Origin of the sequence: Marmoricola sp. URHB0036 (assembly GCF_000426045.1) — a bacterium.
Lineage (GTDB): Bacteria > Actinomycetota > Actinomycetes > Propionibacteriales > Nocardioidaceae > Marmoricola.
The window spans coordinates 67,321-88,470 of sequence record NZ_AUEP01000013.1; the positions used below are offsets into that span (position 1 = coordinate 67,321).

The window sequence follows — 21,150 nt, forward strand, 5'->3', positions numbered from 1 at the left end:
CCGCCGTACCCGTCTCGGTCGGCGACTATCGCCCGTCGTGCTGGGAGATTCCCTTCATCCAACGACGCGGTCGGGTGGGTCGGACACTGCGCCGACGCGGACCCGAACCAGCCGCACGAGCTCCGCACGGGTGCGGCTCCCCTCCGGGATGGCGCGGGTCATCCACACGTGGAACATCGAGGTGCTCTCGTGGACGTGCAGGGACGTGCGGGACGGCTCGAGTCGACGGGCGAAGCGATCCACCGCCGGCCGGAGGATGTCGTGGTCCCCGATGAAGACATCGAGCGGAGGCAGGCCCTCGGGGTCGGCATTGACCGGGCTGACCAGAGGGTCGGCCGGGTCCCGGATCCCCGCCCACCAGCGCCCCGCTGCCCGCAGGCCTGACTCGGCGAGCATGGGATCGGTGGGCTCGAGCTCGATGACTCGGTCGTCGGCGAGGGTGGCGTCCAGCCAGGGCGAGAGGGCGATGATGCCGACGAGCCGCCGGCGCAGCTCCCGTCCGCCGCATCGACCCATGGACAGCACGAGTGCGCCGCCGGCGGAGTCACCCATCAGCACGGTCGGCAGGGGCGGACCACTCGCCGCTGTCGCGGCCTCGACGTCGAGCAGCACCGGCAGGACGTCGTCGACGGTCGCGTCGGGTGCCAGCGGGTAGGCAGGGACGACGACCTCGGCCGGGACCCGGGCGAGTGCCGTGACCAGGCGCCAGTAGTCCCGGGTCAGCGGGTGGATGTAACCGCCGCCGTGGACGTACACGACCCGCACTCGAGGGGCGCGGTGCCGCGGCCGCACCTTCCAGACCCGGACCCCGTCGACCGTCTGGGTCGTGACGTGCCGTGTCGCTCGGGTCCAGCGCGTCGGGGGACGGTTGCCCTTCCGTTGCCGGTCCCTGGCGGTGCGCAGGGTGTGGCGCTCCCCCTCGAAGGCTCGCTTGTCCCGGTTGAGCTGCATCCCGCGCACGTAGAGCCGCGTCCAGATGGTCGGTGGCCTGTGATCCGTGGTCCAGGTCAACATCAGGTGCCACAGGGTACGACGACCCATCCACCGCGCGACACAGAGGCAGCCCCGACGGGTGCCCGAGCTCGTCCCCGAGAAAGAACCGTAGGCAGGCGAATCTGTCCGACGAGGGCGGGTACGGCGTCGGCGTCGGCGGACCGAGAGAAAGGATGCGCAGCGATGACCAGCACGACGGAAACCGGCGAGAAGACCGGCACGAAGGACAAGGACTACAACCTGATCTGGTTCACCGAGGCGTGCCTGAGCAACGCCCTGCGGCTGGAGTCCTACATCGAGGATGCCGATCGTGACGGCGACAACGACCTCGCGGAGTTCTTCCGCAAGGCGCAGGCCGACAGCCGCAAGGGTGCCGAGCAGGGCAAGGACCTGTTGCGGCAGCGCCTCGCGGGCTAGGACGCTCACGAGGCCGGGGCATGTCCGGGGCGCAAGTGGGTATTGCCGGAAGCGGCAACAAGTCCCGCCGCCTTCGCCACGACGCGGCGGGACGGGCCCAGCGTCGGGGTGAGGGTGACCGCCACACCTGATCCCCGACTCCGGCCCCGGACGTCGAAAGAGGCGGGTCGGGGCCATCCACCGCGATAGGCGTTCCACGTCGTGGGTACCAGCGGGAGATGGATCCCGAGATCACCCTCACCGTGGACGGCACCAGGCAGTCGGTGACGGTCGACACCAGGACCACCTTGCTCGATGCACTGAGGGAACGGCTCGGCATCACCGAGCCGAAGAAGGGCTGTGACCACGGCCAGTGCGGTTCGTGCACGGTGCTGCTGGACGGACGTCGCCAGCTGACTTGCCTGGCTCTCGCCGTCGCGCATGACGGTGCGGACGTCGTCACCGCCGGCGGCTTGGCGCGCGACGGCCTCCACCCCGTCCAACAGGCGTTCCTCGACCACGACGGTTATCAGTGCGGCTACTGCACGCCCGGCCAGGTGTGCTCGGCGGTGGGCATGATCGAGGAGGCAAAGAACGGCCACCCGAGCCATGTCAGCGAGGACCTCGAGGGCGGCGTCGACCTGACCGACGATGAGATCAGGGAACGGATGAGCGGCAATCTCTGTCGCTGCGGTGCCTATGCCGGGATCCTGGCTGCCGTACGGCAAGCGGCCCAGGCATGAAAACCGTGGAGTACCTGCGGGCACAGAGCGCCCAGGATGCCGTCGAGCTCGTGGCCGGCCACCCGAACTCGCGGTTCCTCGGGGGCGGCACCAATCTGGTCGATCATCTCAAGCTCGGGATCACCTCCCCGGAGGTGCTGGTCGACATCAGCCGTCTTCTCCTGGACGAGATCACCGAGTACGACGACGCCCGTGGCACCGGGCTCTCTGCATCGGCGCCAACGTCCGCAACAGCGACCTCGCTGCCCATCCGGTCGTCCGCTCGTCGTTCCCTCTCGTCGCCCGGGCGCTGCTGGCCGGTGCTTCCGGTCAGATCCGTAACCAGGCCACGACGGCCGGGAACCTGCTGCAGCGGACTCGCTGCGTCTACTTCCAGGACGTCACCGCCCCCTGCAACAAGCGAGACCCCGGTACCGGCTGCCCGGCCCGCGAGGGCTACGGCCGCTACAACGCGGTCCTCGGGGCGAGCGATGCCTGTGTCACCACCCACCCCTCGGATCTCGCCGTCGCGCTCGCGACCCTCGAGCCCACGGTCGTCGTCCTGGGACCCGGCGGCGAACGTCGAGTGCCGTACGCCGAGCTGCACCGGCTCCCGGGGGACGAGCCGGAGCGTGACACGACACTGGCTCCCGACGAGCTGATCCTCGAGCTCGAGCTTCCGTTCCTGCCTGCATCCGCACGATCGACGTACCGCAAGGTGCGCGACCGCGCGTCGTTCGCCTTCGCCCTGGTGTCGGTCGCGGCGGCGGTGCACCTCGAGGACGGTGTGGTCCGGGACCTGCGGATCGCGTGGGGAGGGGTCGCGCACAAGCCCTGGCGCGCTGAACGGGCCGAACGAGCCATGGTGGGCCGGCGGCTGGACGTCGAGTCCCTCGCCGCCGCCGTGGACGAGGAGCTGGAGGCCGCGACCGCGAGCGAGCAGAGCGCCTACAAGCTCGACCTGGTGCGCAACACCACCGTGCACACGCTGCTCGAGCTGGCTGGGTAGGGCCGATGACCGAACAGGCAACCCGACCCGTGCCGGTCAGGTCGATCGGGACCGACCTGCGTCGTGTGGACGGCGTCGAGAAGGTGACCGGGCGCGCCAGGTACGCCGCCGAGCAGCGTGCCGATGACGACGCGGGCGAGGCCCTGCACATGTGGCTGGTGCAGTCGACGATCGCCAAGGGTCGGGTCCGCCGAATCACCGCCGAGCGCGCCCGTTCCCATCCAGGAGTCGTGGACGTCATCGACCACACCAACGCCCCGCGCCTCGAGGACACCGACAACGCAGAGCTGGCGATCCTCCAGGATGCGGCGGTCGGATTCCGGGGACAGATCATCGCGCTGGTCCTAGCCGAGACGCCCGAGGCCGCGCGGGAAGGGGCCACCCTGGTCGACGTGGAGTACGACGTCACACCCCACGAGGCGGAGCTGCGCGAGGACAACGCGACCTACCGGCCCGACTCGGTGAACCCGGACATGGAGACCGACACCGACGACGGGGATGTCGACGCCGCGCTGGCAGAGGCGGAGGTGATCGTCGATCAGACGTACCGGACGCCCTACGAGTACAACAACCCGCTCGAGCCGCACGCCACGCTGGCCTGGTGGGGAGAGGAGGAGGGACGACCAGTCCTCTCCATGTTCGACTCGACCCAGGGCGTGCACGGCGTCGTCCAGGCGCTGGCCCCGATGCTCGGACTGGAACCGGATCAGGTGCGTGTGCAGGCGCCGTACGTCGGCGGCGGCTTCGGCAGCAAGGGGGAGGCGCACGCCCACGTCATGGCTGCGGCGCTCGCGGCGCGCACCACCAGCGGTCGTCCGGTCAAGCTCGCGGTGACTCGCCAGCAGATGTTCGCGCTGACCGGCTACCGCACCGCGACGATCTCCCACTTCCGGCTCGGAGCGAAGGCCGACGGCACCCTGACCGCCATCGAGCACGCCGTCCAGGAGCAGACCTCCGCGATCCGCGAGTTCGCCGAGCAGACCGCCTCCCCGACTCGCATGATGTACGCCGCTCCGAACCGTCGTACCAGCCACCGGCTCGCCCGGCTCGATGTCGCGGTCCCCTCCTGGATGCGAGCACCTGGTGAGATGCCCGGAATGTTCGCGCACGAGGTGGCGATGGACGAGCTCGCCGTGGCGTGCGGCCTCGACCCGATCGTGCTTCGCGAGCGCAACGAACCCGAGGTCGACCCGGAGACCGGACGGCCCTTCAACAGGCGCCGGCTGCTGGACTGTCTGCACCACGGAGCCGAGAGGTTCGGCTGGGAGTCCCGGGCAGCCGAGGCCGGAGTCACCGCGGAAGGCGAATGGCGCGTCGGTACCGGGGTGGCCGCTGCCACGTACCCCGCCATGAAGATGCCGGGCAACGCCGCCCGCGTGCGAGCACTCGACGGTGGCCGGTACGCCGTCGCCATCGGCTGTGTCGACATCGGGACCGGCGCCCGCACCGCGCTCACGCAGATCGCAGCAGACGCGCTCGGCGTGGAGACCGGCGCCGTCGACCTGGCCATCGCCGACACGCGACTGCCCCCGGCGTCGGTGGCCGGCGGTTCCTCCGGGACCAGCTCGTGGGGAACCACGATCGTCGCGGCCGCGCAGCGCTTCCGCGCGGACCACGGCGATTCGCCGCGTCCCGGCCTCGAGACGACGGCCTCGCCGGCCGACGACCCGACGTCCGAGCAGTACGCGTTCCACTCCTTCGGCGCCGTCTTCGCGGAAGCTCGGGTCCACCGCTGGACCGGTGAGGTCAGGGTGCCGCGGCTCCTCGGTGTCTACTCCGTCGGCCGGGTGATCAACCCGGTCACAGCCCGTTCCCAGTTCCTCGGTGGTCTCGTCATGGGACTCTCAGCCGCTCTCTTCGAGACGTCGTACCGCGACCCGCGCTTCGGTCACGTCGTCACGCAGGACCTCGCGACCTACCACGTGGCCAGTCACGCCGACGTCCTCGACGTCGAGGCCGAGTGGCTGGAGGAGAGCGACGAGGTGTTCACCCCGATGGGGTCCCGCGGGGTGGGCGAGATCGGCATCGTCGGCACCGCTGCGGCCGTGGCCAACGCCACCCATCACGCGACCGGGATCCGCCATCGGTCGATCCCCCTGACCCCGGACAGGTTCCTGGAGAGTGTCCGCGCGTGACCAGGAGGCCGGCGCGGACACGGGGCGGCCGACTGTCCTACGCCTCGACCGGCTCGCCGGGCGCTATCTGGGAGCGGCGACCGATCAGCCCCAGCCCGATCATGCCCAGGGCCAGACCGAGGTGCAGCCAGTTGTCGGCATCGTTGACGGGCACGAAGTTGGCGCTGCTGTCGTGGCCGATCGCGAGGCCGTAGAACCACAGCACCAGGTAGATGACCCCGCCCCAGACGAGGTAGTGCGTCGCCGTGCGCGCTGTCCGCGCCAGCGCGAGACCTGCCACGCCGAACAGCAGGTGCACGATGTTGTGCAGGATCGAGACCTGGAAGACGCCGAGCAGCTCGGCCGAGCTCATGTGGCCGGCGAAGCTCAGGTCGTCGTAGTTGGTGGTGATGCCGGGGATGAAGCCGGCGATGCCGACCAGCAGGAAGACCGCACCGACGGCGGTCGCGGCCAGCCGGACCCAGTGGGCCTGGGTACGGGCCACGCTCCTGGCGTGCTGGTTGTCCCCACTCGATGACTCTGGCCGGAACGCTTCTGTTCCCTTCAGGCGGTCCTCCCGCTCGCTCATGGCATTCCTTTCGCTGAGGTGTCCGGCAGCGGTACCCGGTTGCGCGAGGGCAATGCGCCCGGCATTTCCAGGAACGACGGCGCGTCGGCATGCAAGTCGTGCGGGCGGGTACGCCGAATGATGAGGACGCGGACGCGGGACGTCGCCTCGATACGCGCACTCCCGATCGTCTCGTCCTCCACGGAACGCTGAGAGGCGAGAGGCAGATGGCACGGGTGGACCGGATCGCAGAGCCGTGGGGCACCAGGACGCCGTACGGACCGGGCGAGCGCTGGCCGATGCGGGTGGACTCCCACCTGACGGAGGGCACTCGTCCGGCCGAGGTCGACCGGTGGGTCCAGTCGGCCTCGATGCTGCACTCCAACGGCGACGCGATGGACATCGCGGTCAAGGGCGGTCGAATCGTCGGCGTTCGTGGGCGGTCCGAGGATCGCGTCAACCACGGTCGGCTGGACCCGAAGGACCTGTACGGCTGGCAGGCCAACCACTCACCGGATCGCCTCAGCACGCCCCTGATCAGGCGTGCCGGCGAGCTCGTGGAGACCGACTGGGAGACGGCCATGGAATCCGTCGCGCATCGCACCCGGGAGCTGCTGGAGGAGCGGGGTCCGTCCTCAATCGGGTTCTACACGACCGGCCAGCTGTTCCTGGAGGAGTACTACACGCTGGCTCTCATCGCCCATGGCGGCATCGGCACCAACCACGTCGACGGCAACACCCGCCTCTGCACCGCCACCGCGGCCGCCACCCTGAAGGAGTCGTTCGCTTGTGACGGGCAGCCCGGCACCTACACCGACGTCGACCACGCGGATGTCATCTGTCTCTACGGCCACAACGTGGCCGAGACCCAGACCGTGCTGTGGATGCGCATCCTGGACCGGCTCGCCGGACCACGCCCGCCCGCGATTGTGTGTGTCGATCCGCGGCGAACACTGGTCGCCGAGCACGCGACGGTGCACCTGGCCCCGCGGCCGGGGACGAACGTGATGCTGATGAACGCGTTGCTGCACGAGCTGCTCGAGCACGACTGGGTCGACCACGACTACGTCGAGGCCCACGCCGTGGGGTTCTCCGAGCTGGAGAAGCTGGTGCAGGGCTACACCGTGGAACGAGCCGCTGAGGTGTGCGACGTGCCGGCCGACGAAGTCCGCGAGGCCGCTCGGCTGATCGGCACCTCGCGACGACTGATGTCGACCGTGCTGCAGGGGTTCTACCAGTCCCACCAGGCCACGGCAGCCGCCGTGCAGGTCAACAACATCCACATCATCCGCGGCATGCTCGGTCAGCCGGGATGTGGCGTGCTGCAGATGAATGGCCAACCCTCGGCGCAGAACACTCGCGAGGCCGGGGCCGACGGGGACCTGCCCGGCTTCCGCAACTGGTCCAACGACGACCACGTCCAGGAACTGGCAGCGGTCTGGAACGTCGACCCGATCGACATCCCGCACTACAGCGAACCCACGCACGCGATGCAGATCATGCGCTACGTCGAGGACGGCTCGATCCGTTTCCTCTACGTGACCGCCACCAACCCGGCCGTGTCGATGCCCGAGCTGCGCAGGATGCGCAGCATCCTCTCCCAGGAACGTCTGTTCCTCGTGGTGCAGGACATCTTCCTCTCCGAGACTGCCCAGCTCGCGGATGTCGTGCTGCCGGCCGCGACGTGGGGGGAGAAGACCGGTACCTTCACCAATGCCGACCGCACCGTGCACCTCTCCGAGAAGGCAGTGGATCCCCCGGGCGAGGCCCGACCCGATCTCGACATCCTGCTGGACTACGCCGAGCGCCTGGACCTGCGCGACAAGGACGGTGCACCCCTGGTCAAGTGGAAGACCCCAGAGGCTGCGTTCGAGGGATGGAAGGAGTGCTCTCGCGGGCGCCCCTGTGACTACACCGGGCTGACCTACGACAAGCTGCGCGGCAGCAGTGGTATCCAGTGGCCCTGCACCGAGGAGCACCCCGAGGGGACCGAGCGCATCTACGTAAACGGGGCATTCTGGTCAGCGCCGACCTACTGTGAGAGCTACGGACGCGACCTGGTCACGGGAGCCCCGGTGGAACCGACGGAGTACCAGGCCCTGAACCCGTCGGGCAAGGCCATCATCAAGGCCGCTGAGTTCCTGCCCCTGCACGAACCGCCCACCGAGGAGCATCCGTTCCAGCTCATCACCGGTCGCACGCTCTACCACTTCCACACCCGGACCAAGACCGGTCGGGCGCCGCAGCTGCAGGCCGCCGCTGCGGACGTGTGGGTGGAATGCTCGGTGGCCGATGCCGCAGCGCACGGGTGGTCGGAGGGTGACCTGCTTCGTGTCTCGACGCCACGAGGCCAGGTGACCGCGCGCGTGCGCGTCAGCGGGATCCGTGACGGTGTCCTGTTCCTGCCTTTCCACTACGGCTACTGGGACACCGCACCCGGAAACGGATCCGGTGACAACCGTGCCGCGAACGAGCTCACCCTCACCGACTGGGACCCGGCTTCGAAGCAGCCGATCTTCAAGACTGCTGCTGCGGCCGCGACCCGGCTGAGGCCGTCCGACGGCTCCGTCGCTCCGGCCCCTTCGACGACAGCTTCTCGACCGGCACATGGGTCAGTGCCGGCCACCCGCGGGGACGACTCTGCTCTGGTCGACGAGGAACACGCGCCATCGGGAGGCGAGGCATGAAGATCGCGCAGACGCTGCGGAACCTCCACGGCAACAAGGTCGGAGCCGCCATCGAGGAGCTGCACCGCTCCGAGAACGAGCTAGTCGGGGCCCTGCTCAACCTCTCCGACGAGCATAAGATCGACCACGAGATCTTCTACGTGGCACGAGACATCGCGCGCTGGTCCCAGGAGCACGTACGCCTCCTCGCTGAGGTCGGTCGCGACTACGACCTCGATCTGAGCCCAGAGTCCGAGGACGAGCCCACGCTGCTCGCACGGGTCAAGCAGAAGGGAGCCGAGCTGACCGGCCGCTTCCACGAACCGTCGCTGTTGCTGCTGGCCGACCTGAGGCGCGTCCACCGGATGGCTGCGGGGGTCTCCCTGGACTGGGAGGTCCTCGCCCAGACAGCGCAGGCCCTCAAGGATCGAGAGCTGCTCTCGACCGCCCAGGAATGCCACCCCGAGACACTGCGCCAGCTGCGGTGGGCCAACGCCAAGGTCAAGGAGACCGCTGCCCAGATCATGGTCACCGGTTGAGGGTCTCGAAGGGCCTCACCCGAATGTCGGGAGGTCCTGGTCGTGCACCAGCATCCCGGCGAACAGGTCACCCGTCTCCGCGATCCGTTGCGGCGCCGTACGGATGGTCCAGCGATCCGGTCGCAGCTCGGGGTCGTCGAGCTCGTGCCAGCCGATCGGCATGCTGACCGGAGCCCCGGCCGCGGGCCGGGTGGAGTACGGCGCGACGAGGGTCTTGTTGATCGCGTTCTGGGTGTAGTCGAGCCGGGCCCGGCCACCGCGTTCGCGCTTCTGCCACTTCCAGCTGACGAGCTCGGGAACGACCGCTCCGACCGTGCGGGACACCTGCTCGACCCACCGCCGGGTCTCGTCGAACTCGAGGTCCGCACGGATCGGGACCCAGATCTGGATGCCGCGTCGCCCGGTGACCTTGGGTTGCGCCCGCACGCCGAGCCTCTCGAACGCGGTGCGGTGCAGCCGGGCCAGGACGAGCACCTCCTCCCAAGAGGTGTCCTCGCCCGGGTCGATGTCGAACAGGGCGTAGGTCGGACGCTCGGGCCCCGAGGTCAGCGAGGTCCACGGGTGCCACTCCAGCGCCCCGAAGTTGGCGGCCCACAGCAGAGCGGCCGGCTCGTCAGCGACCAGGTAGGTCTGGGTCTCGCCGGGTCCAGCGAGCGGGTTGTCCCACCGCGGTAACCAGTCGGGAGCATGGTCCGGCACCTCCTTGTGCCAGAACGACTTGCCCTCGGACCCGTCGGGGTAGCGGTGCAGGTTCAGCGCTCGTCCCTTGAGGTAGGGCACCGACACGGGCGCCACCTGTGCGACGTAGCGCAGGAAGTCCCGCTTGGTGATCGGGTGCTCGCTTCCGCGTCCGGGAAACAGCACCTTGTCGAGGTTCGTGACCTTGAGCTGCCGGCCGAAGACCTGCCAGACACCCTCCTTGCCGAGAGCCTCGAGCCCGGCGAGCTCGTCCTCGTCGGCGAGGTCCGAGGAGGACCGGACCTCCTCGGCCGCCTCGGCAGCCGGCAGCTCCGAGTGCCAGCGCCGATCGGGGTCAGCCTCGACCTCGGCGTTGGTGCGTCCGCTGAGCACCGAGCGCGGATGGTCCTCCGGGTCCCATCCCTCGACGGCGTGGTCGTCGTGCTTGTGCAGCAACAGCCAGTGCTCCTTGCCGTCGTCCCGGTCATCCGGTTTCCGCTCGGTGCGCACCAGCACCAGTCGGCCGTGCAGCTTGGTGCCGTGCACCTCGGCGTGCAGCTCCCCGTCGGCGACGGCTGCCATCGGGTCGTCGGTGCCGTGCGGCTCCCAGGTGCCGCGGTCCCAGACGATGACGTCGCCGCCGCCGTACTCACCCTTCGGGATCACTCCCTCGAAGTCGGCGTACTCCACGGGATGGTCCTCGACGTGGACCGCCATCCGTCGTACGGACGGGTCCAGGGTGGGTCCCTTGGGCACGGCCCAGGAGACCAGTACCCCGTCGATCTCGAAGCGCAGGTCGTAGTGCAGGTTGCGGGCCCGGTGACGCTGTACGACGAAGCGTCGCTCGCCGGTACTCGCGGCACCGGTGCGCTCCCCGGAGGGCTCTGGTGTCGACTCGAAGTCGCGCTTCTCGCGATACCGGCCCAGCGATTCCCGTACTGCGTCGCCCACGACTGCACCTGTACCCATCCGAGACGACCGCCTCCGCGACGTCGGCCAGCAGGTTGCTGGCTGCACCGACAGCATGGCAATGCCCTGCGCGGGCACTGAGTGCCCAGGAGCAGGTTCGCGCGCGAGGACTGCGTTCCGAGGTCTCGGGCGTCCAACCAAGCGGCGTCCGGGACCGCCTGCCCAGACCCCCGCCGGTGTGAGACGCCGGTGTGAGACAGGAGGTGCCATGACCACGTCACCATCGGACGGCGTCCGCCATGCCATCGAGCTGATGACCTCATGGCTCGAGAGTCCCGATGCCCTGTCCGACCTCTACGTCCTGCGACTTCGCTCGAACCTCGCCGATCGTGCCGACGGGGACCCGATCGCCGGAGCAGTCGAGCTCGTGATGGGCATGACGGAGCTCTGCGGGGCACTTCTGGTCACGCTCTCGGAGGCCATCGCGGCTCCCGAGAGCGAGGTGCTGCAGCGGTTCGCGCTGCTCTACGCCGACCAGGACTGAGGCCAACGCCCTCCCCTCGGGATTCGCGGCGCCGGCAGTCGGGTACGGGCCGGGCGTGATTGCGCGTCTCCGGGGCAGCTATGCACTGGCCGTGGTCATCGTGCTGTTCGGCCTGTGCCCTGACCTCGTCCTCAGCACCGCGTTCCTCCCGCTGAGCACGCCGATGACGCACGACCTCGGCACCTCCCTGACGTGGTTGCAGGTCGCCAACGGCCTGAGCAACGCGGCCTTCGCCGTGGGAGTCGTGGTGGCGGCGCAGCTGGCGCAGCGTTACGTGCAGCGGCCGCTGTTCCTCGGGTACGCCGTGGCGTTCGTCGTCGGTTCCGTGCTGACGGCCCTGGCTCCGTGGATGCCGATGTTCCTGGTCGGTCGGGTGCTCCAGGGTGGCAGTACCGGGCTGATGATGATCTCCGCACTGCCTCCGTTGGTCACCAGGTTCGGGGTCGACCGCATCCCGTGGTCGGCCGCGATCGTCAACCTCGGTCTGTTCGGGGCGACCACCCTCGGCCCGGTCGTCGGCGGTGTGGTGGCGGGGTCCGGGTCGTGGCGCGCCTTGCTGTGGGTCATCGCCGGGATCGGTGCCGTCGCCCTGGTGGCGGCGTACCTGGGCTACCCGATGTTCGACCCGGTCGATCCCGACCTGCCGGTGGATGCGGCTGCGCTCGGCCTGACCGTGGTCAGTGCGGTGCTGATCTTCCTGGCCACGTCAGTGGTGGGGGCCACGTCGCTGGGCTCCTGGCTGTTCTGGGCACCATTCGTCGTGGGCCTGGCTGCCCTGGTCGGGCTGATCGTCGTCGAAGGTCACCGCGATCGTCCCCTGATGCCGGTCGGGGAGCTGTCCACCCAGCTGCCGGTGACCGGCACGGTGGTCGCCATGGTGGCCGGCGCCACCTTCGTGACCGCGGTGGAGCTGACCCAGCTCTACCTCACCGACGTGGCCGGGGCGTCCCCGACCGAAGCCGGGTGGTTGTTCGCGACGATGCCGGTCGGCCTGGTGCCGGCGGCAGTGGCCTTCGGGGCGTTGTTCCGCACCAGCCTGCTGCCGTACCTCGTCAACGCCGGCTTGCTCGCGCTGACCGGCGGGGCGGCGCTGCTGCTCGCGCTGGACGAGTCCGGATCCACGTCGCTCATCCCGTGGGCAGCGCTGCTCCTCGGGTTCGGAGCTGGAGCCACGGTGGCTCCGGGACTCTTCCTGGCCGGGCTCGGCGTCCGGTCGGCGCTGCTGGCCCGGGCCTTCGCACTCGTCCAGCTGCTGCGGCTGACCGCGACGTTCGCGGTCGGCCCCCTGGTCATCCACCTCGCGCAGCAGCAGTCGTCACCGGCCCGCGGGGTGCATCTCGGTGCATGGGTGGTGCTCACGCTGTCCCTCGCCGGGCTGGTCGCCTCGATCGTCATCCCGGCCGTCTCCGGTGCGCGTCCGCATGCCCCCGACCTCGACAGCTGGCTGGACAGCGGTGCTCGCGGGCTGAAGTCGCCTGTCACCGCTGTCCACCTGCGGCCAGGGGTGGAGGACGACGAGGCCCACGACCTGGTGCCCGGTCCGCTGCGACGCCGTCGCTGATCGGCGACGGCGCGGAGTCACCTGCGCAGGAGCTGGCCGAGCGCGACCCGGCGTAGCCGGACCCACTCGACCTGGGTGAGGACGAGCACGGTGACGGCGAGGACGGCCGCCGCGCAGAGTCCCCACAGCGGCAGGGCCACGTCGGGAGTGTTTGTCTGACCGGTGATCCGCTCGAGCGACAGGTGGCCGAACATGGCCAGCACGGAGCTGACTCCCAGGACGAGGCCGGTCAGCGCGCCGAACACGACCGGGGTCGCCAGCTCACCGGCCATGACCCGCCACAGCTGACCATCGCGTACGCCGAGCGCACGCAACCGTCCCACCGACTCACCACGCGGCCTGGCTTCACTGGCAGCCACCATCAGCACTGCGAGCACGGCGAACAGCAGCAGCAGCGCGGCCGACGCGACGGCCAAGCGGACCAGCCCCGCCGAGAGCGGGGCGGAGCGTCGCGCGGCGAGGGTCTCGGCGTACGACGTGATCGTGCCGCTGCGGCCGAGCACGTCCTTCACGGCAGCCGCGGCCCCTGGCCCGACGGCCCACACGGTGTCCGGCGAGGCGAGGCCCTTGGCGCGTGCGTACCTGTTCGCGTCCACGACGACCACCGGATCGGTCGACGCCTGCACGCGTGGCGCGGTTCCGACCACCAGCAAGGGAACCGTCACGTCGTCGGACGCGCGGACGACGAGACCGTCCCGCAGCCCGGGAGCTCCTCCGAGGAGCAGAGCCGGCACCCGATCCTCGTCGCCACTGACCAGTCGGCCGAGGTGGGGCGCGTCCGGCAAGGCGCTCACCGCGAGCATCCGTCGGTAGGCACGGGCATCGACGACCACCAGTCGCACCGTGTCGGCGCGCTCACGCGAGGTGGCCCGTACGTCGTCCTGGACCCGCCCAGCCACGGCTGCCCTGACGCCGGGGGCAGCTGCCACCCTGCTTGCCGCGTCGGCCAGGGAAGGATCGGGCGCCACGACGGCCCGGGCGTCACCACCGACGCTGAGCAACGCACCAGCGGCCTGTCCGCGCTGCTCGGTCTCGGCCAGGGCCACCGCGAAGACGAGCTGGGCGACCGTCACCGTGATGACGACGAGCGGCAGCACCTGCCTGCTGGCGTCCCGCACCCTGGCAGCGACGAAGAAGGCGACTCCGCCCGTCGCGCGCCGGGCCGCGTTCAGCAGCAACCGGGCTGCGGCGGGCAGGGACCGGATGGCCAGCAGCGCGCCGGCCACGGCCCACCACACCGGAGCGCTGGCCGCCGTGACGTCGCCGCCTGCGTCCGTCCCGAGGACACCGCGTTGTCGAAGGGCCACGAAGGCGAGCACGGCACCGGCCACCACGGCAGTCACGAGGAGCACCTGGCGCAGTCGTCGGGCACGGGCCAGCCGGATCCGGGCGGTGCGGTTGGCCGGCGTACGACGTGGGTCGGTGGCTCGCCGGGCCAGCACCGCGCCGGTGATCGCCGCGGCCAGGGACGCGGCCAGGGGGATCAGCGTCCAGCGGGCCCATCCCGCGTCTCCGACAGCCAGCCGGGTGCTGACCAGTCCCACCGCGGCGCCGAGGGTCGCGAAGACCGCGACCTCGACGAACAGCTCGCCCGAGATCTCGGGCAGGGTCCCGCCACGTTCGCGGCTGAGCACGACGGATCCGGCTCGGCGTCGGACCAGGAGCTCGGCTGCCTGCCACAGCACCAGCAGCGCACAGGCCAGCAGCCCGACGAGCAGGACGAGGGCCTGCCCACGCGCGGCAGCGACCTCGGCTCGGCCCTCCTGGAGCACGCGGTCGAGCCCGCTGTCCCAGGCAACCTGCCCGCGAGCCACGCCGGACGAGGCCTGGAGCGATCCCACCGCTCGAACGACATCGGCCGACTCGTCCCAGTGCAGCCGCGTGGGTCGTGGGCTGAAAGAGATCCGTTCGGTCAGGTCGTCGGAGGGTACGGCGAGACGCAGGTCGGGCAACGACTCCGCTGACACCAGGGCGGTCGCAGAGGCGAGCCGGACCCCCTGGGAGACGCCTCGGACCGGACGCAGCAGCTGGGGGATCGTCCGCCAGACGGCCTGGTCGGGATCTCGCGCCACGAAGATCCCACTCACCCGGGCCTCGACCGGCCGGGCCTGCACGTCCTCGGTCGACACCCGGTCACCAGGTCGGAGCCGGAGTGCCGAGGCCGCGTCCTGCGAGAGGGCGATCTGGACCGGCCAGGGGGCCGGGCCGCCCGGATCGGCGCCGACCGTTGCCTGCGGCGCCTTCCCGGCGAGGTAGCGGACGTCGGGGGGACCAGCGGGGGAGTCGAGGTAGGCAAGGGTCAGGTAGCGTCCCGGGCCACCGCCGAGGACGTGCAGCGACGGGGTGGTCAGGCTGGCGATCCCGGGCCGGAGCACGGCCGACAAACGGCGCGGCAGCTGCCGCTGCGTCTCGGTCGCATCGGCGCGCAGCCGATCCGCCGCCTGCGGGTCGCGGGCGGGCTGCTCGTAGTCCACGTCCGCGCGCGGGAAGGTCGCCACCACCGCTCCGCGCGGGCCGGCCTGCCTGGCGGCTTCGGCCAGTGCGCGGTCCGAGGTGCTGTCCATCAGCGGAACCGCTGCCGACGTCAGCGCGGTGGTCAGCGCCACCACCAGTCCGATGAGCAGCAGCGGTCCCGGGTCGGAGCGCACCCGCCCGGTGATGGTCGGCCCGTGCAGCCGGGGCCGTTCGAGCCTCATGTCCATCGTCCCGTCCGGCGCTCCGTGGTGTCGGAGCGACGCACCTGCCAGGCGGCCGACAGTGCCGCGACCACCAGGCACCCGACCACGAGACCGAGCACCAGCACGGCCTCGGTCGCCCAGGGCCACGTGAGCACGGCCTGCGGGACCGGCGACGTACCGCGATCAGACCGGATCAGGCTCTCCTCCAGGGCCACTGCCCCCAGCCCACCGACCAGGATGCCGATCAGCACGAGAGGGACGAGCAGCGAGCTGTGCTCGACGAACAGGAGCCGTCGTGCCCCCGGGCGGGTGAGCCCGAGCGCGCGCAGTCTGGCCACCTCGGCCACCCGCCGTCGTCGGTCGGCACTGACCACGAGCACGGCGCCGACGAGGAGCAGCAGGGTGCAGGCGACGACCAGCATCAGGTAGGCCAGGGGGACCGTGACCTGCATCGGGCCACGCGTGAGATCGGCGGCCACGGTGGCTCGGTTGGTGACCTCGCCGAGCCGAAGCGCCGCGACGGCATCCGCTGTCCCGGAGGAGGGGCCCGACACCCAGGCCGCGTCCACGGCAGGGTCGAGACGGCCGGCGGCGATCAGGGCACGGGACAGGGTGTCCACGTCGGCCAGGACGGCGATGCGTCCCGGCTCGGAGGGGACGGTCGGGACGACGGCCGCCACCCGGACAGGCAGTGCGGTGTCGTCGATGGTCGCGGTGAGCTCGCCCCCGATCTTGGTGCCGATGGCGTCCAACAGTCGCCGGGAGACGGCGATCGGCACGTTCAACGGCGGTTCGAAGGCGGTCGCGAGCAGGTCGCCGTCGGCGTACGCCAGGTAGGAGAGGTCCAGCCCGGCAGTGGCGGTCAGGACCGTTGCTCCTGCCGCGCGGTCCACTGAGATCGACGTGCCTCGCACCGGGCTGTCGCGCCCCAGGGGCCGGACTCGCCAGTGGGAGTCGTCACCGGTGCCCGAGCCGGTGATCCGCATCCGCACCCAGGCCCGGGCCGCCGTAGTGCCGCCCTCGGGCTGGCTTCCGTCGCCGATGATGCTGAGCCGTACGGCGACGATGCGCTGGCCGGCAGCGGGAGGGGTGGACCATCGCAACGGATGATCCGCACCGTCGAGACGCACGGGCGCGGCATCCAGGACGCTGCGGAAGCCGGCGCCGTCCTGCACGATCACGCTCGGTGCCACCGTCATCGCGCCGGTCGAGGTCGTCCCGGTGAGGTGTACCCCGCCGGTGTTCGTCGGCATCGGCGGGCCACGCAGCGGTCCGCCGGACACCAGCTGTCGGCCGATCCCGGTCCAGGTCCGGCCACCGTCGAGACGGCCGCGCAGCAGGCTGCCTGCGTGACGAGCGTCGATCGCCACCAGCTCCGGCTCGTCACCGACATCGCCGACGTAGCGGCCCAGGGCCACCGGTCGTCGCGTGACGGGCGAGGCACGGGGGACGCCGAGCGCCGTGGCGGTGCCGGAGGCCGCGGCGTCCACGGCCGCTGCCTCTCCGGCGGTGGGCGGTGAGAAGAACGTGAGCGAGAGGTTCGTCCCCGCGCGGAGGTCGGCCTGGTCGGTCTGCGAGTGCAGCCAGGTTGCGTGCAGCGCGACGCCGAAGACGGCGGCGGCCGACGCCGTGGAGAGCAGCACCAGCGGAGTGCCGGCACTGAGTCGAAGCGCAGCAGGATGCAGGGCGAGGGGGAGCAGGGCGCGAGATCGCGATGCCGCGGCCGCGCCCATCGCGAGCAGCGACGGCAACCGGCGTACCGCCAAGATGGTGGCCGCGGTCAGGCACACCGCGGGCGCCAGGGTGAGGGTGACGTCGCTCCCGCTGTTCGTCGCGGGCCGGTTGAACAGCTGCCACCAGCTGCCGACCACCATGACCGCCAGCAGGACGTCGACACTGGACCGGGCCAGCGCGCGTCGGCGTGCCGGCAACCGCCCCGTCTCCCAGGTGAGGAGCGGTGCCACCACCAGCACCAGCGTCATCAGCAGTGCCACCCCGAGCACGGTCACCACCAGGCCCGACGTGACGTGCGGGTCCTGGGTCAGTCCGGCGGTCCTCAGGTCGGGCAGGTGCGTGACCAGGGAATGGGCTGCGGCTGCCGCGGGCACGGCCAGAACCGCCGCGGCCACGGCCAGCAGCCCGGCTTCGAGCAGGGCACCGGTCGCCTGCTGCCGGGGCCCGAGGCCGAGGGTGGAGAGGAGCTCGCGCTCCTCCGCGCGACTGTCCGCCACGATCCGGCCGGCCAGCACGAGGGCGGCGATCGCCAGGACTACGGTGAGCAGCAGGACGACCAGTACGGCGGAGCGGGTGGCGGACTGCTGCCCGTCGATTCGATCGAGCGTCTCGGGCAGCTCGGACGCCACCCGCGTGATGCGGGCCGAGCTGCCCACCCCGGCGGACAGCAGGGAGGAGGCGCTGTCCAGCGACGTCGCTGCTGCGCGTAGGGAGCTCTCGTCCGCGGTAACGAGCGACGGATGGGCGTCCACGCGCAGGCCCGCGACGTTCGCCCCGGTGCCGAGGAACGCGGTGGGTCCGACGATGAAGGGGCCGAACGCAGGGGCCGTCACCGAACCGTCACTGTAGGCGCGATCGACCCCGGCACCGGACAGGGCGTCGCTGGCCCACGCGGCGCGCGACACCGGCTGGAAGGTGCCCACGACGACGACCGTGGTCGGCCGGTCGACCGCGTCCAGACCGGTCTCGGAGCCCAGGTCGACCCGGTCTCCCAGGCGGAGGTGGAGAGCGTGCAGGGCTGCCTCGGGCGCAACGGCCTCGAGGACACCCTGGCCGCCGTCGACCGGCCACCGGCCCGCGGTGAGCCTCGCCTGACGTGGTGGGTCGTCACTGGTGGCCAGGTAGCCGAGCTGGCTGCCGTCACCGAGCCGACGCATCCGGGAGCTCGCCAGGCTGAACACCGACGGATGCATCGGAGCCAGGACGCGCTCGACCGCGCCGCGCGCCTGCTCGCGGACCGCGGGGAGGTCAGCTGCCTTCAGACCGACCACGTAGGCAGTGACGTCCACCTCCTGCGCCTGCGAGCGCCGGATCTCCTCCGAGAACGCCCTGGGCCCGGTCTGGCTGAGCAACAGCGAGCAGACCCCCACGAGGGTGGTCGCCACCGCGACCACGAGGACGACCGCCGCGAGCATCCGGCTCTGGACCAGGGCACGACGAACGACCAGCCTCAGCACGAGCCGGCCATCTCAGGCGTCGACCCGGCCATCCGCGATCGTGAGCACCCGGTCGGCGAGCGAGACCATCACCGCGTCGTGCGTGGCGATGATCGCGGTCACGCCCTCGGACTCGACGATCCCGCGGAGCAGGGCGATCACCGACAACCCGGTCTCGGCATCGAGCTGGCCGGTCGGCTCGTCAGCGATCAGCACCCGGGGTGATCCCGCGAGCGCCCGGGCGATGGCCACGCGTTGCTGCTGTCCGCCGGACAGCTCCGAGGGCCGTTGCAGTGCGTGCTCCCCGAGCCCGACGAGGTCGAGCAGCAGGGCGACGCGCTCCTCGCGCTCGGCCACGGGGGTGCGTCGTAGGCGCAGCGGGACGCCGACGTTCTCCGCCGCGGTGAGTGCCGGCAGCAGCCCGAAGGACTGGAACACGTAGGCCACCGACTCACGCCTCAGGGCGCTCAGGCCGCCGTCGTCGAGCTCGGTGACCTCGACCCCGTCGACCTGCACGGTTCCGGAGTCAGGCCGATCGAGCCCACCCAGCATGTTGAGCAGGGTCGTCTTGCCCGAGCCGGAGCGGCCCACCAGCGCCACCATCTCGCCTGCTGCCACGTCGAAGGACACCTCGCGCAGGGCGAGGACGGTCTGCGGACCGGAGACGTAGGTGCGGGAGAGCCCACGCGCCGAGACCATCGGCGACCCGCCAGCAGGCCTCACTCGCCCTCATCGCGGGAGGGGCGGATCTCGACGTGGCCTTCCGCGAGGGCGAGGCGCACCCGGTCCTTCATGGCCAGCGCCTGCCGGAACTCCTGGGGCACCTGAACCCGCCCCGCGCGGTCCATCACGGCGTACTCCTCGGCGATCGCGGAGCCACTCTCCGCCCCGGGGCCGCGCAGCACCTCGCTGCTCGTGCGCCCGTCCCGGATGGCGATGGTCCGCGCGACCTGGTGCGTGACGCCGGCGTCGTGGGTGACGATGACGACGGCGGCGCCCAGCTCTCGGTTGGCGGTCCGCAGGGCGGCGAACACCTCCTGGGCCGTCTCACTGTCCAGCTCACCGGTCGGCTCGTCGGTCAGCAGTACCAACGGCTGGTTGGCGAGCGCGACGCAGATCGCGACCCGCTGCTGCTCGCCGCCGGACATCTGGTGGGGTCTTCGCTGCGCACAGTGGCCCACGCCCAGGGTCTCGAACAGCTCGGCGGTGCGGCGATGGCGCTCGCGGCGGGACACCCCGGCAAAGCTCATCGGCAGGTCGACGACCTGGCTCGCGGTCAGGTAGGGCACCAGGTTGCGGGCGGCCTGCTGCCGCACGAAGCCGACCACGTGGCGGCGGTAGTGCACCCGATCGCTGCGGGACATGCCCAGCAGGTCATGGCCCGCCACCCGGGCTCGGCCGGCGGTCGCCGTGTCGACACCGGCCAGGACCTGGAGCAGCGTCGACTTGCCGGACCCGGAGGCGCCGACGATGGCGACCATCTCACCCTTGTGCACGAGGAGGTCCAACCCCTGGAGGGCCTGCACCTCCACCAGGTCGGACTGGTAGATCCGCAGCAGGTTGTCGCACACGATGAGCGCGTCGTGCCCGTACGCCGGTGCGCGATCCGTGGTCCCAGGCTGCTCGGCACCCCGACCCGACACGAGCTCTCCTTCGACCGTTGCTGCACCTCACGCGATCGTAGCCACATCCACGGGTGCCGACTGCGAGTTCGCGCGGGTGGCCGCGCCTTCGAGTGGACGGGTCAGTCGGTGGGACGACGGGCGTGGAAGCATCGATGCGCGCCCACCACCTCCTACCCTGAGCCGTCACCGTCAGGCGAAGGGGAGGCAATGCCGTGGAGCAGGCATCGGCTGATGCGCAGATCCGGGTCGTGGTCATCGACGACTCCGAGGACATTCGCGACGTGCTGCGCCTGGCCTTCGACCGGGACAACGAGTTCACGCTCGTCGCGGATGCAGCAGACGGCCGGGCCGGCGTCGAGGCCGTGAGCGCCCACCGACCACACGTGGTGCTGCTCGACATCTCCATGCCCGACATGGACGGGCTGCAGGCCCTGACCCTGATCCGGGAGAGCTCCCCGGAGTCGGCCGTGGTCATGCTCACCGGCATCCCGGAGGCGGCCGCGGCGTTGACCGCGGTCGAGCTGGGCGCCCACGGCTACATCCGCAAGGGAGCCGGGATCCCGGAGATCCTGGACCAGCTGCGCGACGTGCTCGAGTGGCGACGCTCGTCCGACACCTGACCACCACCCCAGAAGGGCGTTCAGAGACCTTCCGCGTGCCCGTCGGAGACCAGCTCCGCGGCGATGTCGTGGAGCTTGCGGTTCTGCTCCTGCGACAGCCGTCGCAGTACCTCGAAGGCGACCTCGGCGGAGAGCCCGAAGCGTTCCATCACCAAGCCGGTGGCCTGGCCGATGACCGTACGACGCTCGAGAGCGGTCTCGAGGTTCTCGATGTGCCGCGTGGCCTCCTCGAGTGACCTGGGGGCGCGCGTGCCCGTGCTGGGAGCTTCAGTGGGGCCGGTTGCCTGGCTCAGCTCCCGCAGCCGGGCCACGAGATCCTGGCTTGTCACGGCATCGGATTCTATCGAGCCGAGGGAGC

Annotated in this window: 17 protein-coding genes and 1 pseudogene; 10 read left to right on the forward strand and 8 right to left on the reverse strand. The window is 70.9% G+C overall.

Features of this window, described 5'->3' with window-relative positions:
* Positions 1–54: 54 nt before the first annotated feature.
* A complete protein-coding gene (locus H976_RS28945) occupies positions 55–1,014 on the reverse strand; it encodes an alpha/beta hydrolase fold domain-containing protein (protein WP_051276895.1) in 960 nt (319 codons plus the stop codon).
* Positions 1,015–1,176: 162 nt separating this feature from the next.
* Between H976_RS28945 and H976_RS0115570 the strand changes: the two genes are divergently transcribed.
* The 5 genes and pseudogenes from H976_RS0115570 to H976_RS0115585 all read left to right on the forward strand — a co-directional run bounded on the left by H976_RS0115570 (position 1,177) and on the right by H976_RS0115585 (position 5,255).
* Positions 1,177–1,410, forward strand: coding sequence for a hypothetical protein (locus H976_RS0115570; protein ID WP_027862304.1), 234 nt, complete (start codon positions 1,177–1,179; stop codon positions 1,408–1,410).
* A gap of 218 nt (positions 1,411–1,628) precedes the next feature.
* Positions 1,629–2,132, forward strand: a complete 504-nt coding sequence (locus tag H976_RS0115575) for a 2Fe-2S iron-sulfur cluster-binding protein (RefSeq protein WP_027862305.1) — start codon at positions 1,629–1,631, stop codon at positions 2,130–2,132.
* Positions 2,129–2,257, forward strand: a pseudogene (locus tag H976_RS31160) (FAD binding domain-containing protein); the annotation flags it as partial. The gene H976_RS0115575 and the pseudogene H976_RS31160, both read left to right, overlap by 4 nt.
* 86 nt (positions 2,258–2,343) lie before the next feature.
* A complete protein-coding gene (locus H976_RS30930) occupies positions 2,344–3,120 on the forward strand; it encodes a xanthine dehydrogenase family protein subunit M (RefSeq protein WP_369759035.1) in 777 nt (258 codons plus the stop codon).
* Between the two features lie 5 nt (positions 3,121–3,125).
* Entirely contained in the window at positions 3,126–5,255 is a 2,130-nt protein-coding gene (locus H976_RS0115585; protein ID WP_036226763.1) for a xanthine dehydrogenase family protein molybdopterin-binding subunit, read from the forward strand.
* A gap of 37 nt (positions 5,256–5,292) precedes the next feature.
* On the opposite strand, the gene H976_RS0115590 is transcribed toward H976_RS0115585, so the two are convergent.
* Positions 5,293–5,739: a DUF4383 domain-containing protein gene (locus H976_RS0115590; protein ID WP_027862307.1), complete on the reverse strand. Its 447-nt coding sequence runs from the start codon at positions 5,737–5,739 to the stop codon at positions 5,293–5,295.
* A gap of 290 nt (positions 5,740–6,029) precedes the next feature.
* On the opposite strand from H976_RS0115590, the gene H976_RS0115595 reads away from it, so the two are divergent.
* Together H976_RS0115595 and H976_RS0115600 are read left to right on the forward strand one after the other, a co-directional pair.
* Positions 6,030–8,489, forward strand: coding sequence for a molybdopterin oxidoreductase family protein (locus tag H976_RS0115595; protein WP_027862308.1), 2,460 nt, complete (start codon positions 6,030–6,032; stop codon positions 8,487–8,489).
* On the forward strand, positions 8,486–9,007 hold the full coding sequence (locus H976_RS0115600) for a hypothetical protein (protein WP_051276896.1): 522 nt from the start codon (positions 8,486–8,488) through the stop codon (positions 9,005–9,007). The genes H976_RS0115595 and H976_RS0115600 overlap by 4 nt, the downstream gene beginning before the upstream one ends.
* 15 nt (positions 9,008–9,022) lie before the next feature.
* On the opposite strand, the gene H976_RS0115605 is transcribed toward H976_RS0115600, so the two are convergent.
* Positions 9,023–10,636 (reverse strand): DNA polymerase ligase N-terminal domain-containing protein, encoded by a 1,614-nt coding sequence (locus H976_RS0115605; RefSeq protein ID WP_231388959.1) that lies wholly within the window; start codon positions 10,634–10,636, stop codon positions 9,023–9,025.
* Positions 10,637–10,862: 226 nt separating this feature from the next.
* Between H976_RS0115605 and H976_RS26655 the strand changes: the two genes are divergently transcribed.
* Together H976_RS26655 and H976_RS26660 are read left to right on the forward strand one after the other, a co-directional pair.
* Positions 10,863–11,138 (forward strand): hypothetical protein, encoded by a 276-nt coding sequence (locus H976_RS26655; protein ID WP_036226767.1) that lies wholly within the window; start codon positions 10,863–10,865, stop codon positions 11,136–11,138.
* A gap of 55 nt (positions 11,139–11,193) precedes the next feature.
* Positions 11,194–12,699 (forward strand): MFS transporter, encoded by a 1,506-nt coding sequence (locus H976_RS26660; protein WP_081682948.1) that lies wholly within the window; start codon positions 11,194–11,196, stop codon positions 12,697–12,699.
* Positions 12,700–12,716: 17 nt separating this feature from the next.
* On the opposite strand, the gene H976_RS0115620 is transcribed toward H976_RS26660, so the two are convergent.
* Genes H976_RS0115620 through H976_RS26670 form a run of 4 tightly spaced genes read right to left on the reverse strand, consistent with a single transcriptional unit; the run spans position 12,717 to position 20,190 of the window.
* Positions 12,717–15,395, reverse strand: coding sequence for an ABC transporter permease (locus H976_RS0115620; RefSeq protein ID WP_027862311.1), 2,679 nt, complete (start codon positions 15,393–15,395; stop codon positions 12,717–12,719).
* A complete protein-coding gene (locus tag H976_RS26665; protein ID WP_051276898.1) occupies positions 15,392–18,568 on the reverse strand; it encodes an FtsX-like permease family protein in 3,177 nt (1,058 codons plus the stop codon). Before H976_RS26665 ends, H976_RS0115620 begins: the two co-directional genes overlap by 4 nt.
* A 12-nt stretch (positions 18,569–18,580) precedes the next feature.
* Complete coding sequence (locus H976_RS0115630) at positions 18,581–19,270, reverse strand: ABC transporter ATP-binding protein (protein ID WP_027862312.1); 690 nt, start codon at positions 19,268–19,270, stop codon at positions 18,581–18,583.
* Positions 19,267–20,190 carry an ABC transporter ATP-binding protein gene (locus tag H976_RS26670; protein WP_036226773.1) on the reverse strand — a complete coding sequence of 308 codons (924 nt, stop codon included), beginning with the start codon at positions 20,188–20,190 and terminating at the stop codon, positions 19,267–19,269. Before H976_RS26670 ends, H976_RS0115630 begins: the two co-directional genes overlap by 4 nt.
* Positions 20,191–20,384: 194 nt before the next feature.
* On the opposite strand from H976_RS26670, the gene H976_RS0115640 reads away from it, so the two are divergent.
* Positions 20,385–20,792, forward strand: a complete 408-nt coding sequence (locus H976_RS0115640; protein WP_027862313.1) for a response regulator transcription factor — start codon at positions 20,385–20,387, stop codon at positions 20,790–20,792.
* 20 nt (positions 20,793–20,812) lie between these two features.
* Here the strand turns inward: H976_RS0115640 and H976_RS0115645 are convergent, their stop codons facing one another.
* Positions 20,813–21,121, reverse strand: coding sequence for an ANTAR domain-containing protein (locus H976_RS0115645; protein WP_231388960.1), 309 nt, complete (start codon positions 21,119–21,121; stop codon positions 20,813–20,815).
* Positions 21,122–21,150 lie beyond the last annotated feature (29 nt).

Bases quoted from the DNA above. Each gene is read 5' to 3' on its own strand.
- H976_RS28945 (WP_051276895.1), bottom strand. From the start codon at position 1,014: ATGTTGACCTGGACCACGGATCACAGGCCACCGACCATCTGGACGCGG.
- H976_RS0115570 (WP_027862304.1), top strand. From the start codon at position 1,177: ATGACCAGCACGACGGAAACCGGCGAGAAGACCGGCACGAAGGACAAG.
- H976_RS0115575 (WP_027862305.1), top strand. From the start codon at position 1,629: ATGGATCCCGAGATCACCCTCACCGTGGACGGCACCAGGCAGTCGGTG.
- H976_RS0115585 (WP_036226763.1), top strand. From the start codon at position 3,126: ATGACCGAACAGGCAACCCGACCCGTGCCGGTCAGGTCGATCGGGACC.
- H976_RS0115595 (WP_027862308.1), top strand. From the start codon at position 6,030: ATGGCACGGGTGGACCGGATCGCAGAGCCGTGGGGCACCAGGACGCCG.
- H976_RS0115600 (WP_051276896.1), top strand. From the start codon at position 8,486: ATGAAGATCGCGCAGACGCTGCGGAACCTCCACGGCAACAAGGTCGGA.
- H976_RS26655 (WP_036226767.1), top strand. From the start codon at position 10,863: ATGACCACGTCACCATCGGACGGCGTCCGCCATGCCATCGAGCTGATG.
- H976_RS0115620 (WP_027862311.1), bottom strand. From the start codon at position 15,395: ATGAGGCTCGAACGGCCCCGGCTGCACGGGCCGACCATCACCGGGCGG.